The organism is Spirillospora sp. NPDC047418 (assembly GCF_040643275.1).
Lineage (GTDB): Bacteria > Actinomycetota > Actinomycetes > Streptosporangiales > Streptosporangiaceae > Spirillospora.
In genome coordinates, this window is sequence record NZ_JBEYTW010000005.1 from 62,554 (window position 1) to 74,936 (window position 12,383).

14 protein-coding genes, 1 tRNA gene and 1 pseudogene are annotated in these 12,383 nt (G+C 70.0%); 7 read left to right on the forward strand and 9 right to left on the reverse strand.

All coding sequences use genetic code 11. The annotated features are described in order from the left end of the window. Positions 1–45: 45 nt before the first annotated feature. The 5 genes and pseudogenes from ABZ806_RS04500 to upp form a co-directional block, all read right to left on the reverse strand. Positions 46–1,530 carry a helix-turn-helix domain-containing protein gene (locus ABZ806_RS04500; RefSeq protein WP_500215302.1) on the reverse strand — a complete coding sequence of 495 codons (1,485 nt, stop codon included), beginning with the start codon at positions 1,528–1,530 and terminating at the stop codon, positions 46–48. Positions 1,531–1,946: 416 nt separating this feature from the next. After that, positions 1,947–2,456: pseudogene (locus ABZ806_RS04505) on the reverse strand (PH domain-containing protein); the annotation flags it as partial. A 7-nt stretch (positions 2,457–2,463) separates the two neighbouring features. After that, positions 2,464–2,622, reverse strand: coding sequence for a hypothetical protein (locus ABZ806_RS04510; RefSeq protein WP_500215303.1), 159 nt, complete (start codon positions 2,620–2,622; stop codon positions 2,464–2,466). Positions 2,623–2,712: 90 nt separating this feature from the next. Further along, positions 2,713–2,970: a hypothetical protein gene (locus ABZ806_RS04515; RefSeq protein WP_346041143.1), complete on the reverse strand. Its 258-nt coding sequence runs from the start codon at positions 2,968–2,970 to the stop codon at positions 2,713–2,715. Between the two features lie 208 nt (positions 2,971–3,178). Beyond that, on the reverse strand, positions 3,179–3,817 hold the full coding sequence (upp, locus tag ABZ806_RS04520) for a uracil phosphoribosyltransferase (RefSeq protein WP_500215305.1): 639 nt from the start codon (positions 3,815–3,817) through the stop codon (positions 3,179–3,181). Positions 3,818–3,901: 84 nt separating this feature from the next. Between upp and ABZ806_RS04525 the strand changes: the two genes are divergently transcribed. Both ABZ806_RS04525 and ABZ806_RS04530 read left to right on the forward strand, forming a co-directional pair. Further along, the gene (locus tag ABZ806_RS04525) at positions 3,902–4,252 is read left to right on the forward strand and encodes a hypothetical protein (protein ID WP_500215307.1); all 351 of its coding nucleotides are present in this window, start codon (positions 3,902–3,904) and stop codon (positions 4,250–4,252) included. 155 nt (positions 4,253–4,407) lie between these two features. After that, entirely contained in the window at positions 4,408–4,893 is a 486-nt protein-coding gene (locus ABZ806_RS04530) for a tRNA adenosine deaminase-associated protein (protein ID WP_500215308.1), read from the forward strand. A 69-nt stretch (positions 4,894–4,962) separates the two neighbouring features. Here ABZ806_RS04530 and ABZ806_RS04535 read toward each other — a convergent pair whose 3' ends face one another. Next, complete coding sequence (locus ABZ806_RS04535; protein ID WP_500215310.1) at positions 4,963–6,288, reverse strand: alkaline phosphatase family protein; 1,326 nt, start codon at positions 6,286–6,288, stop codon at positions 4,963–4,965. A 172-nt stretch (positions 6,289–6,460) separates the two neighbouring features. Here ABZ806_RS04535 and ABZ806_RS04540 point away from each other — a divergent pair, with 172 nt between their 5' ends. From ABZ806_RS04540 to ABZ806_RS04550, 3 genes are all read left to right on the forward strand, one after another. Further along, a complete protein-coding gene (locus ABZ806_RS04540; protein ID WP_500215312.1) occupies positions 6,461–6,916 on the forward strand; it encodes a tRNA adenosine deaminase-associated protein in 456 nt (151 codons plus the stop codon). A gap of 55 nt (positions 6,917–6,971) precedes the next feature. Continuing rightward, positions 6,972–7,409: a tRNA adenosine(34) deaminase TadA gene (gene tadA / locus ABZ806_RS04545; RefSeq protein WP_500215503.1), complete on the forward strand. Its 438-nt coding sequence runs from the start codon at positions 6,972–6,974 to the stop codon at positions 7,407–7,409. A 10-nt stretch (positions 7,410–7,419) separates the two neighbouring features. After that, positions 7,420–7,507 (forward strand) — tRNA-Ser (locus tag ABZ806_RS04550). 99 nt (positions 7,508–7,606) lie between these two features. On the opposite strand, the gene ABZ806_RS04555 is transcribed toward ABZ806_RS04550, so the two are convergent. Further along, a complete protein-coding gene (locus ABZ806_RS04555; RefSeq protein WP_500215314.1) occupies positions 7,607–7,765 on the reverse strand; it encodes a hypothetical protein in 159 nt (52 codons plus the stop codon). 367 nt (positions 7,766–8,132) lie between these two features. Here ABZ806_RS04555 and ABZ806_RS04560 point away from each other — a divergent pair, with 367 nt between their 5' ends. Further along, on the forward strand, positions 8,133–8,432 hold the full coding sequence (locus ABZ806_RS04560; protein ID WP_500215315.1) for a GntR family transcriptional regulator: 300 nt from the start codon (positions 8,133–8,135) through the stop codon (positions 8,430–8,432). Between the two features lie 397 nt (positions 8,433–8,829). Further along, a complete protein-coding gene (locus ABZ806_RS04565) occupies positions 8,830–9,909 on the forward strand; it encodes a pentapeptide repeat-containing protein (RefSeq protein ID WP_500215316.1) in 1,080 nt (359 codons plus the stop codon). A 288-nt stretch (positions 9,910–10,197) separates the two neighbouring features. Here ABZ806_RS04565 and tgmC read toward each other — a convergent pair whose 3' ends face one another. Together tgmC and tgmB are read right to left on the reverse strand one after the other, a co-directional pair. Continuing rightward, positions 10,198–11,412, reverse strand: a complete 1,215-nt coding sequence (tgmC, locus tag ABZ806_RS04570; RefSeq protein ID WP_500215318.1) for an ATP-grasp peptide maturase system methyltransferase — start codon at positions 11,410–11,412, stop codon at positions 10,198–10,200. Further along, positions 11,409–12,380 carry an ATP-grasp ribosomal peptide maturase gene (gene tgmB, locus ABZ806_RS04575; protein ID WP_500215319.1) on the reverse strand — a complete coding sequence of 324 codons (972 nt, stop codon included), beginning with the start codon at positions 12,378–12,380 and terminating at the stop codon, positions 11,409–11,411. The genes tgmC and tgmB overlap by 4 nt, the downstream gene beginning before the upstream one ends. Positions 12,381–12,383: the final 3 nt, after the last annotated feature.

A 12,383-nucleotide genomic window follows, 5' to 3' on the forward strand; every position in this document is an offset into this window, starting at 1 on the left:
GTCACAGCGCACCCGGCGCCTCGTCCTCGCCCGCGGGCGCGGGAGTCAGGCTCCGGGGTCGTCGTGGGGGCCGTGGAGGGAGTGGGCGCGGGCGCCGGGCGGCGGGGACGTGAGCTGGGACGCGGAGAGGCCGGCGGCCTGCAGGGCCTGGCGGTAGGCGGCGGCCGCGCCTTCGATGTCCTGGACGAGTTCGTCCAGTTCGCCCAGTTCCCTGAACAGGTGCGCCGCCGGACGTCCCGCGGGCAGCGTCGTGAGCTGCTCGGACGCGGCCCGCAGGACGACCTTGGCCGCCATGTTGTCGCCCTGGGCCACGCGTGCGCGCGCGAGGACGAGCCGGGCCAGGACGGTCTTCTGCGTCCGCACGGCGAGGTCGCCGCCGGGCTGCGGGGTCACGGAGTGGTTGCTGGTCGGCGCGGCGAGGGCCATGCCGGTGTTGAGGAACTGCTCCAGCGTGGCGATGGCGTCGTCCAGCTCGCCCATGAGCACGAGTGCGCGCGCCTTGGCGATCGTGCGCTCGGTGGACTCGTCGCCTTCGAGGTCATCGGTCGCCCGCAGCAGCTCCAGGGCCTCTCGCGCGGCCTCGCGCGTGCCCTCCGGCCGCGGGTTCTCGAACCCGAACTCGGCCGGCGCCATCGCCCCCGGGGGCGCGATGGCCGAGAACGGGACGACGCCCCTGAGCAGCGCCTTCGCCCCGGCCAGGGCGAGACGCGCACGGCTCTGCACGGGACTGGCGTCGGTACGCGCCGCCAGGGCCTGATCGGCGAAGTACAGGGAGTCGCCGACGGTGCCCTCTTCCAGCGCCCGCATGCTCGCCCGCTGGTAGTGGACGCTCACCAGATCGACGTCCGCGGACTGCTCCGGGTGCAGGAGGCGCCGTCCGAGCTCGTGTGCGCGCGCGGGATCGGAGCGATCCACGTAGGCGAGGAGCAGGATCCGGCCGGCCTCGGTGAACTCGTGGCCCACGCCGAGCCCGAGCTGCTCGAGCCGTGCCACGGCCCGCTCGCCGAGCGCGATCGCCTGCCCCAGGTCGCCGACGGCGTGGTAGCAGCGGGCCAGCGCGATCACCGGCGGCAGCCAGCTGGCCCGGCCCGGGTCGCGTTCGGCCTGCTCGCGCAGCTCCTCGAACAGCGCGATGGCGGCGTCGGTCCGGCCCAGCTCCTCCAGGGCGCGGGCGCGGCCCCAGCGGGCCCGGGACGTCAGGTCGGGGTCGTCACTGCGCGCGATCACCTCGTCGAACCCGGCCTCGGCGGTGGCGGCGTCGCCGCGCAGCAGCGCGAGGTGGGCGTGCCGCTCCCGTACCTCCAGGTGGGCGCGCTGCTCCGGCTCGACGCCCTCCGCGAGGTACTCCGGGGTGCAGCCGAGGCGCTCGGCCAGCATCCGCAGGACGGTCGGCGTCGGCGTGCGCTTGCCCGACTCGATCAAAGAGATATAGCTGTCGGAGAGGTCGTGACCGGCGAGCTGCGCCTGCGACAAGCGTCTGGTCAGCCGCAGGTTGCGGACACGTTCTCCGACATTGCCTGGACCCGGCATGTGGACTCACTTAGCGGAAGTAAACAGGCGACTGGGGTGCCGACATGATTGCACATTGCGCGTTATCGCACATCGAGAGCAAGGAAGCGGGGGTCTGGGACGCCGTCCGGCCGGACCCGTCCGGCTGCCGCGCGCACCCTGCCGGATCCCGGTGGGCGCGCCGGTCCGTGCCGTGGAACGTCCGGCGGTCGCGACGTCTGTCACGCAGCAGACGCTATCCGACCGAGCGCCCGAGATCTCGGACACCGCCGATATTGACCACTCCACCGCGCTTTCCGGCCAGCACCCGCGCCGGGGGCGGGCGCGGCGGGTCAGAGGTCGGCGTCGGGGCCGGGGGAGGTGGGGACGTCCTCGGTGCGCCGGGGCCTGCGCGGGGGCGGCGGCGGGGGGAGCGTCTTCTCCGGGGGTTCCGGGTTCTTGTTCGGGAAGATCATCTCGCAGACTTCGAGGTACAACTGCTCCGGGTAGGGGAGGTAGTCGACGTTCGTGAGCGCCTGGTCCTGGCCGGCGGACTCCAGGATGAACTCGCCGTAGCCGAGCATGCGGCCCGCGATCGTCCGCTTGAAGCTCATGTCGGTGACCTTGGCCAGCGGCATCATCGCGACCTTGCGGGTGATCAGGCCGGTGGTCAGCAGCATCCGCTGGTTGGTGATCACGAAGTAGTCGACGGACCACTCGGCGACCCGCCAGACGAACCAGGCGAGCAGGATCAGCCAGCCCCACCAGATCCAGCTGATGACCGTCCCGGCGTCGCTGGCGACGGTGTTGCTCAGCACCCCCGCGATGATCAGACCGCCGAGGACGAGCCCGACCGGGACCATCAGGATGGCCGGATGCCGGCGCACCGTGATGACCTGGTTCTCGTGCGGGAGGAGGTACTTGTTGACCGACGCGGGCGCGGAGTCGCCGGGAGTGACGAGCCTCATCCCGGCCTCAGGCGAGCGCGTTGACGAAGGTGGCCAGGGAGTCGGCGGCGGAGGCGATCCCGTTGGCGGCGTTCTCCACCGACTGGGCCGCGCCGTCCGGCTGGTTGATCACGTAGAACGCCACGAAGGCCACCGCGGCCCACGTGATGTACTTCTTTGCGGGCACGGCTGCCTCCCGGAGCGTTGACTCACGGACCCCGGTTCAGTTTCGCACAGCCCGCCCTACCGGCAAAGCAAGGTCTGTGGCGCGTCCGGTCTAGGGAGCGTTGTCCAGCGAGGAGCGGCTCGCCTTGCGGCGCTTCTCGGCCGCGACGGTCGCGAGCACCTCCAGATGGCGGCGCGCGATGCGCTCCACGAAGTCGGGCGGCGCCGACCCCGTGACCTCTTCGGCGCCGTAGCGCGCGGCGGAGACGCACCGGTCCACCGTGTCGGCCCCGTGCACCCCGTCGAACTCCTCGATGAGCCGCTCGCCGATCGCGGCGTAGCGCGGCAGATCGTCCCCTTGGTGAGCCATGACGTTTCCCCCAGACTCGCTCGCGCCGCCCGGTCCGAAACGGTCCCCTGTGCCGGGACGGCGGAGGGGAACGCGCACTGGCGTTCCGTAGGGGCTAGTTACCCCCTGCGGCCGTGAACGAACATCGCAGGTCACGTCCGGTATCGGGCCGTGACCCGCAGGTCGCGGGACCGTGACGTGCACTCCGCGGGAGGCGCGGGGGCAGGGGTCAGACGACGCCGTACAGGCGGTCCCCCGCGTCGCCGAGGCCGGGCATGATGAAGCCCTGCTCGTTGAGGTGGGAGTCGATCGCGGCCGTCACCACCTTGACCGGCGCCGAGATGTCGGTGAACGCCTGCTCCAGGTATTTCAGCCCCTCCGGCGCGGCGAGCAGGCAGATCGCGGTGACGTCGTCGGCGCCGCGGTCGAGCAGCAGCCGGATCGCGGCGGCGAGCGTCCCGCCGGTGGCGAGCATCGGGTCGAGGACGTAGCACTGGCGCCCCGACAGGTCGTCCGGCAGCCGGGTCGCGTACGTCTGGGCCTGCAGGGTGCCCTCGTCCCGGATCATGCCGAGGAAGCCGACCTCGGCGGTGGGGAGCAGCCGCGTCATGCCGTCCAGCATCCCGAGGCCGGCGCGCAGGATCGGCACGACGAGCGGCTTCGGGCTCGCCAGCTGGACGCCCCGCGCCTCGACGAGCGGGGTCGCGACGGTCGCGTCCGCGACCCGGACGTCGCGGGTGGCCTCATAGGCGAGCAGGGTGACGAGTTCGTCCGCCAGGCGCCGGAAGGTGGGGGAGTCGGTGCGGACGTCCCGCAGCGTGGTGAGCTTGTGCGCGACGAGGGGGTGGTCGACGGCGAGGGTCTGCATGGGGTCACCGTAGCCCAACCCGCCCGCCCGGCCGGACCGTGCCGATCTAGGATAGGACGCCGCTGAGCTGGGCAGTATGGCGGTATGAACAGCGAGAGCGAGCACGAGCCGAGGGGGCCCGCGCCCCCCGCAGAACCCGCCGCCCCCCGGCCTCCCGAGCCTCCCGAAAGCGCTGCTCCCGCCCCGTCCGCCGAGACCGCGCCCCCGCCCGCGCAGCCCGAGGTGACCGATGTCACAGCCGCGGACGCCCCGCCGCGGCCGGGCCCGCAGGGCGACATCTCCCCCGAGGAGGTGCGCGAGCATCTGCGCCGCCGGGCGATCTTCCTGCGCGAACTGGCGGAGGCCCGCGAGCTGCGCGCCCGGGTGACACCGCACCGGTCCCGCCGGGCGCGGATCCACGCGCAACTGCGCCGCCGCACTTTCCGCATCAATTGATGCGGGTTGGATAGGTTCGTGGCGCCAGGTACCCGTACATGGTGCTGCCTCCCGGATTCGGCTCGGGGCGCGGCGCCGAGTTTGACGGTGGGGCACGCGAGCGCGCGCCGCATCTGCGACCATGCCCTGGCAGGAGACGCGCCGGTGGGGTGGAAATGACGGATGTGGACGCGGCGGACTTCGCCGTCGTGGTGTATCGGGAAGACGAGGGCTGGGAGGCCGAGATCCTCCCGGTCGCGCTGACCGAGGACCTCGCGGGGATGATCCATGCCCTGCGCCAGCAGCCGAGCCTCGGCGGCACGGTCGGGCTGGTGTCGGTCGGCGACGACTTCTTCGTGGCGATCCGCCTGCTCGGCGACGACGTCATGGTGTTCCTGTCGGACGTCACGGCGTCGGTCGACTGGCCGCTCGCCGGGCAGGTGCTGGAGTACCTGGACATCCCGATCCCCGACGAGGAGGAACTCGACCAGGTCCTCCCCGTCGGGGACATGTCGATCTTCGCCGACCTGGGGCTGGACGAGATGGAGCTCGGCGCCATCTCCGGCGACCTGGAGCTCTACCCGGACGAGATGCTGCTCAGCATCGCCGGCCGCATCGGCTTCGCGCCGGCCTTCGAACGCGCCCTCGACGCCGTCCCGTAGACGCCGTCCCCGGGCCGTCGCGTAGGCCGTCCCCTTAGACCGTCCCGTAGGCCGTCCGCCCGCGGGTCGTCAGGCGGGGCGGGGGAAGCCGCTGGTGCGGGCGTAGTCGCTGAGGCCGGCCCAGTCGTCGCCGGTGTGGCTGTGGGCCGGGTCCAGGCAGCCGAGGCTGATCGGGCGCTTCGCGCCGTAGCGGGGTGCGCGGGTGTCGGGCGGGGCGGTGAAGTCGAGGACCTCGGCGATGTTGCGGGCGGCGGCGTCCCGGACGGTCAGCGGCTCCAGGTCCCAGCGCCACTCGATGGCCTTCAGCACGGACGTGTGGTCGTACACCTCGTGCGCGACGGCGCCGCGCCGGGCCCGCGGGGAGATCAGCAGGCAGGGGACGCGGAAGCCGCGCAGCCCGGTGCCGAGGTCGGGACGCGGGTCGGGGCCGGCCGGCGGCGGGACGTGGTCGAAGAACCCGCCCCACTCGTCGTAGTTGATCACGAAGAGGGTGCGCGGCCAGTTCGGCGACGTGACGACCGCCGTGTAGACCTCGTTCAGGAACGCCTGCCCGAACCGGATGTCGGCGAGCGGGTGCTCGTCCTCGGACATGCCCGGCAGGAAGATCTCGCCGAGGAAGCCGGGTTCGACGAAGCTGACCGCGGGCAGCCGGCCGTTCCGGGCGTCGCTGCGGAACTCCCCGATGGGCCGGCTGATGTCGAGGTGGCGCAGCCCCCAGATCGCCGTGAACGGGACGTCGCTGAAGTAGTAGCGGCAGGAGACGCCCTTGGCCTTCAGCCGGTCCCAGATGGTGGGGATCTCCGCGATCGTCAGCGCGTTGTTGATCCGGTCGGTCTGGGCCGAGTGCTGGAAGATCCGGTTCGGGAACGTGGACGACATGATCGCCGGGAAGTAGCGGTCGCAGACCGTCCAGTCGAGGGCGGCGTGGCCGTGGAAGCCCAGGTCGGGACCCTCGTAGTAGCCGATGGAGAAGACGTCGTTGCCGCCGGCGCGCAGCCATCCGTCGCATTTGCCGTCGTTGTACTCGGTTCGTCCGCCCGTGTAGGAGTGGTCCGGGTCCTGGAAGCCGCAGCCCCACGGCACCTTCAGGTGGTGGGTGTCGTGCGCGTCGCCGGCGGTGTCGGTGAAGGTGAGGCCGGCCTGGCGACCGTCCGCACCGGGGAGCCAGCCCATGTAGTGGTCGAAGGACCGGTTCTCCATCATCACGACCACGATGTGGTCGATGCCGGATTCCGCCGGGTCGGGGAGTTCCGCGACGGGCGCCCGTTTCGCCGCCACGAGCTGGGCGGCATGGGCCTCGGCGGACGAACCGCCGGCCGCGCTCGTCGCGAGGATCGCCGCGGCGCCCGCCGTCCCGGCGAGAAACCCGCGCCTGGTGAGTTCGTCCGCGCTCATCGCGTTTCCTCCCGGATCGGGGCCGCTGAGCAGTATGCGGACTCCCGGGACGCGAGCGGAAGGAGGACGGCCAGTCCGCCACCGGACAAAACCCGAAGTTTATTCACAACCTTCGCCGGGCAGCCGGTACCGGAACCACACCCGCGCAAAGGGTTGTGACCGGGGTGTTCCCGTGGGTCAGAATGAGCACGTGTCCTACTTCGCCGCCGTGTTCGCGCAGACCCCCCAGGGCTGGGTCGGCACCGAGGCCGTGCTCGCCGAGGCGGACCACGTCGACGACGTCGCCGACCTGATGCGGGAGGCCGCCGTCGAGTCCTACGGCGACCCGGTGCTGCTGATGATCGAGCAGGACGACGACTGGTTCGCCGTCGTCCGCATGGACGGGCAGGACGAGCCGCGCGCGTTCGTGTCCACCGTCCGGGAGGACGGGCTCGGGGCGCTGTTCCAGCAGCTCGTCGGCGAGGTCCCGGACGGCGACGCCGCCGGCGACCCGGCCCTCCTGGAAGACCTCGGCCTCGGCGCCGAGCAGCTCACCGACCTCGGCGAGCGCGCCCTCCCCGGCGACGCCCTCCTCACCGTCGCCGAGCGGGCCGGTTTCGGCGAAGAGTTCGACCGCCTCCGTGACTGACCCCGGCCACCCCCCGAGCTTCGAGGACCCGGTGCTCGCGCGATACGCGCCGGCGATGCGGCTGGCGCTGCAGGAGGCGCGGAAGGCGTCCGAGGCCGGGGAGATCCCGGTCGGTGCGGTAGTTCTGGACGCGTCCGGCGAGGTGATCGGTACCGGCCGCAACGACCGCGAGCACTCCGCCGACCCGACCGGCCACGCGGAGATCATCGCGATGCGGACGGCAGCAGCGACCCTCGGCACATGGCGCCTGTCGGGCTGCACACTGGTCGTCACGCTGGAGCCGTGCACGATGTGCGCGGGCGCGTCCGTCCAGGCACGCCTGGACCGCGTCGTCTACGGCGCCGTCGACCCAAAGGCCGGCGCGGTCGGGTCGCTGTGGGACGTCGTCCGCGACCGGCGGCTCAACCACCGCCCCGAAGTGATCGCCGAACTGATGGCCGACGAGTGCGCCGAACCGCTAATCGAGTTCTTCACGCGCCGCAGAGTCAGGTAGGCTCTCCCGCGGTGGTGTCGCCTAGTGGACGAGGGCGCACGCCTCGAAAGCGTGTGAAGTGCAAGCTTCCGTGGGTTCGAATCCCACCACCACCGCCACCCCAGATGGCCGTTCATCTGGCCAAACGTCTAGAGGGCGGGACCGACGGTCCCGCCCTCTGCGCTTTCTAGTCTCAGTTCTAGTCTCAGTTGATGCCGCTAGGCCGTCTCCTGACCCCCTTCAGGGTCGTCGTCCTGGTCCTCGGTCGGCTCCCAGAGGAGACCCGCCACGCGCTCCGCGACGTCGCTGCGGATGACGTCGCTCATGTGCTGGTACCGCTTGGCCATGGAGGCGCTCGACCATCCCATGATGGCCATCGCGGTCCTCACCGTCCGGACGGCCGACGGCCCCCGCTGTGAGGGGTCCGCCGTTCATGGGCACCCCGCTTCGTCCGAGCCGCTGACGAGAGACTCTCGATGCGAGGTCTCCAGGCATGACGGCCCACCATGACCGGCCTTACGTGCGATGACCTTGGGATGCGGAGCGATCCTCGGTCGGGCGGCCTCCGCCAGGGCGAGCCGCTCGGCCAACCGCTGCTGGGCATCACACAGGATCCCCTAAGGCCAGTGGCGCCGGAGCGAGGCGAACTCGGCGGACGGACGGCCAGCGCAGTGTACGTGCTACATAGAGCTATGCATAGCTCCAGTGCCTTTATATAGGTCAACGGGGCTCTACGTTGGTCGTGTGGGTGATCGTTCAGAGGTTCCGAAGTTCGATCCGCAGGGGCCGCAACTCGTCTACATGGCGTTCGCTGACCACATCGCGGCGCGGATCGCTGCCGGCGACCTCCGGCCCGGCGCTCGACTGCCCTCCGAACGCGAACTTGCGGACGAATACGGCATCGCGTACATGACGGTACGGCGCGGCACGCAGGAACTACGCGACCGCGACCTGATTCTCACCGTTCACGACAAGGGCACCTTCGTAGCCGATCCACCCCAAAACGACGCCGGAGTAGAACCCCAGGCGGAAACTGAGGACTGAGATCCGGAAATCTCAGATCACTCAGATGCTGTGCGCCGACGGTCAGAGGCTTCCGGTTGAAGGGGTCGGTAAGCCCCACGGAGTGACGGCGGCCTAGCTTGTCTGCTGCGCTGGGAAGCCAGAAGATCCGAACGCAGGCAGCAGAGTGAGAGCCGTCGATGGCGCGGTTCTAGGCAGTTGACAGAACGGGCGTTTTTGGAAGTGTGGCCACACCTGGTCGCCTGCCGCCTCACGTCCCCGCGGGTCGTTCCAGTTGTAGATCGTTATCGTCAAGACGAGTTCTCCTCTTCCTCCGCCCGCCAGGAGTCGCCTTGCCCGGCCCAGCCCTTGTCGATGACCACACCGTGCCCGAACCGGGCCTGCCCGGCGACAGTCCTCCGCCCCGTGGGCACTGCCTGTGAGCGACTCTGAAACCGAAGGCGACGGTCAGGGACAGGGGCAGGACGAAACCGCGCAGGCGCCGCCCACCAGGCGGTCACTCAGGATCACGTTGCCGACCCAGGATGAACTCGACCGGCTCCCCGCCGAGGTGCGACTGGAGTTGCGCGACCGGCACCGGGCCGAACGACATCAATGGCTCAACTCGCTGGGCATTCTGTTCGGTGTGCTGTTCACCGCAGGCAGCCTGATCGCCACCGGTCTGGCCGTGCGCACCTCCCAGGAGGACCTGCGCAACTCCCAGAAGAACCTGAAGGTCGCCCAGGAAAGCCAGCTCACCGACCGATACGCCAAGGCCCTCGAAGCCTTAGCCGACGACGACACCACCATCCGCCTCGGCGCCATCCACGCCTTCAACCGGCTCCTCACCGACTCCCCCCGCGACCGTGACGCCATCACTGCCCTGCTGGCAGGCTTCACCCGCGAACACGACCCCGCACCCACGATCAAGCAGGCCAAGCTCCCCGAAGAACCCTCCACCGACATCGCCGCCGCACTCACCACCCTGGCCAACAACCCCTACCCCGTTCCACCCCTCGACCTCCACCAGATCCGCACTCCCCAAATCAGCCTTCCAAAAGCCCACTTCAGTAAAGCCAACCTGATCCACGCGGACCTGCGCGGCGCGGACCTGAGCTACGCGGACCTGCGCGGCGCGTACCTGCGCGACGCGGACCTGAGCTACGCGTACCTGAGCTACGCGGACCTGCGCGGCGCGTACCTGCGCGACGCGGACCTGAGCGACGCGGACCTGCGCGACGCGGACCTGAGCGACGCGGACCTGAGCTACGCGTACCTGAGCTACGCGGACCTGCGCGACGCGGACCTGCGCGACGCGGACCTGCGCGACGCGGACCTGCGCGACGCGTACCTGCGCGGCGCGGACCTGCGCGGCGCGGACCTGCGCGGCGCGGACCTGCGCGGCGCGGACCTGAGCGGCGCGGACCTGAGCGGCGCGGACCTGAGCGGCGCGAAGTTGAACCAGAGTGCAGATGAGATCCGCCGGATAGCGAAGACCGATAAAAGAACCAAGTTCTGAAGGACTCAGGCCCACTCGTGCCAGCCAGCGGGGACCATTGAGCAGTCTCACTTTTAGTCTCAGTTGGTCGCTAACCGAGGTTCGTTCAGGCTCGTTCATAAGCGTCTGGCCACGAACGCCGGATGGCTTCCTACGCGCCCTGACGACGCTTGAGTGAGTGCGAAGTACTCCGGCGATCATGAGTGGACGGGGAGCCGCAGACCTCGAAAGCGTGTGAAGTGCAAGCTTCCGTGGGTTCGAATCCCACCACCACCGCCACCGCTCAAGGCCCGTTGACCCGAACACACGTCAACGGGCCTTCGCATTGGTCCGTGTCGCACTGCCCGGCCATGAGGGAAGCCGCCATGAAGGGCCGGCGGGTGTGTCGAACCACGCCCACTGCTCTGCGGCGGTCGCGGTGATCCCGAAGCCCGACCAGTCGGGACGGCCGAGGTCGCGCCAGGTCTGGTCGGCCGACTCGATCAAGTCCCAGAGCCCGCGTGGACCGCCCTGTTCGGCACGTCGGAGGCCGTGCTCACCGGTGAGATGGACCTCAGCCCAAGAGCCATCGGGAGCGCTCAGCCCGTAGAGCTGGAAGCCGTCTTCGTGCGTTGCCCAGTAAGGCGCGGCTTCACCGACATGTAGTTGTGCCATGAACGCGAACGCGGCGCTGTCGAGACAGTCGGGGCCGAGTGACGTCTCGCGCGAACATTCGGCGTCAGGGTAGTTCGGTTCAGGAGTGGAGCGGAGGGATCGTGCGGGCATGAACCCGGCCCACTCGGGGAGGTAGCGGCCGGTCGCCGTTCCGCCTTCGTCCATGCGGGCGACGGCCATGGCACCGCCGATCCCTCCGGCGATGTTGACGAGGACGAGCCCGCCGGGCTTGAGTTGGTCGAGCCATGCGGGAGGGATATGGGGGAACGCACAGGTCGCGATGATCCGCTCATAGGGCGCGCGACCGGGGTGGCCCTCGCGGCCGTCGGCCACCGCGACGGCCGGCCGGTACCCGAGACTTCGGAGGCGCCGCCGGGCTGCGTCGACCAGTTGCTCGCTGATGTCCACGGACGTGACATCGTGCGCGGCGAGACGTTCGCTCAGCAGTGCGGCGTTGTAGCCGGTTCCCGTCCCTATCTCCAGGACCGTCATACCGTCCGCGACGTCGAGAGCTTCCAGCATGCGGGCCATGAGTCCGGGGGCGGTCGAGGAGCTGGTCCACGCACCCGTACCGCGCCCGCCGGAGAGGGCGTCCTCGACCGGCCGACTCTCGACCTGCGTGATCAGTGTTTCGTCGGAGTAGACGCCGTTGAGCCATTCCTCGCGCTGTCCGGGGTCATCACCGCTGACGAGCACATATCGCGTGCCATCCACAGCGTGCTCGTAGCGTCCGTAGGACGGGACGAAGACATGCCGCGGGACGCGAGCGAACGCATCGCGCCAGGCCGGGTCGCTGATGTCACCGGCTCGGAAAAGCCGGTCCGCGAGGGCGACGGGACGCCCGCCCGCATCACGATCGGTCCGGGTCAACGCATGCCCCTCTCCAGCGCGTCGGCGATCGACGCGGCGATCGGCAGCTCGCAGTGATGGGCGAGCCATCCCCACTCGCCGTTGGGGTTGAGATCACCGAGGAAGACCCACTCTCCGCCCGGGTTGATGGCGAAGTCCGCCGCACAGTAGACCAGCCCGAGTCGATCCAGGCATGACCGTAGTCCGGCGCACACGCCGGCGGGGACGGGTGTGACCTCGTATCGGTGTGCGGCGTAGTCGGCGCGCCAGTCGATCCGCCCCTCGGGCGAGCCGACGTGGATCACGACGGCGAACATGTCGTCGCCGACCACGGTGACACGAGCCTCCGCCTGCTTCGGCACCCATTCTTGGAAGCAATGTGCGGTCACGCGGACCGCTGGATCGTCGAGCATCGAAAGGTCATCGATCGACGTCGCGTATACGATCTTCGTCGTCCTCGCTTCGATGTGCACCGACCCGGCGAGCGGCTTGTAAACGATCGGTGCACCGACCTCTTTCGCCCATGCGAGCGCGTGCTCGGGAGAGTTGCCAATGAATGTCCGCGGGATGCGGAGCCCGGCGGCGGCGGCGGCCGAGAGCTGGACCGGCTTGTACTCGGCGGCGGCCGCGCATTGCGGATGGTTCACCCATGCGCAGTCCAGTGCTTGGAGTACACCGCCGAAGCCGATGCGCGCCTCGCCGTAGGACCAGAGCTGTTCGGGCTGCGTCATTCCGTCCGGTAGCTCGAACTGCCCCGGACGCCGGTAGTAGGCGCCGGCGACGGAGTCCAGCCGAACCGAGTGGTGGTCACCGACCAGTGAGCCTGACCATGCGTCCGGCCCGCATTCACCCGACAGTGCCAGTCGCTGCGGGAAGTCGGCCGCATCGAACCGCATGACCGGGGTCCCGCGCTCGTTGAGTTCGTGGACGACCCGGTCGGCCGTACTGTCTTCGCGGTTCGTGATGACGAGAACGGTGGAAGTCGTCACCGC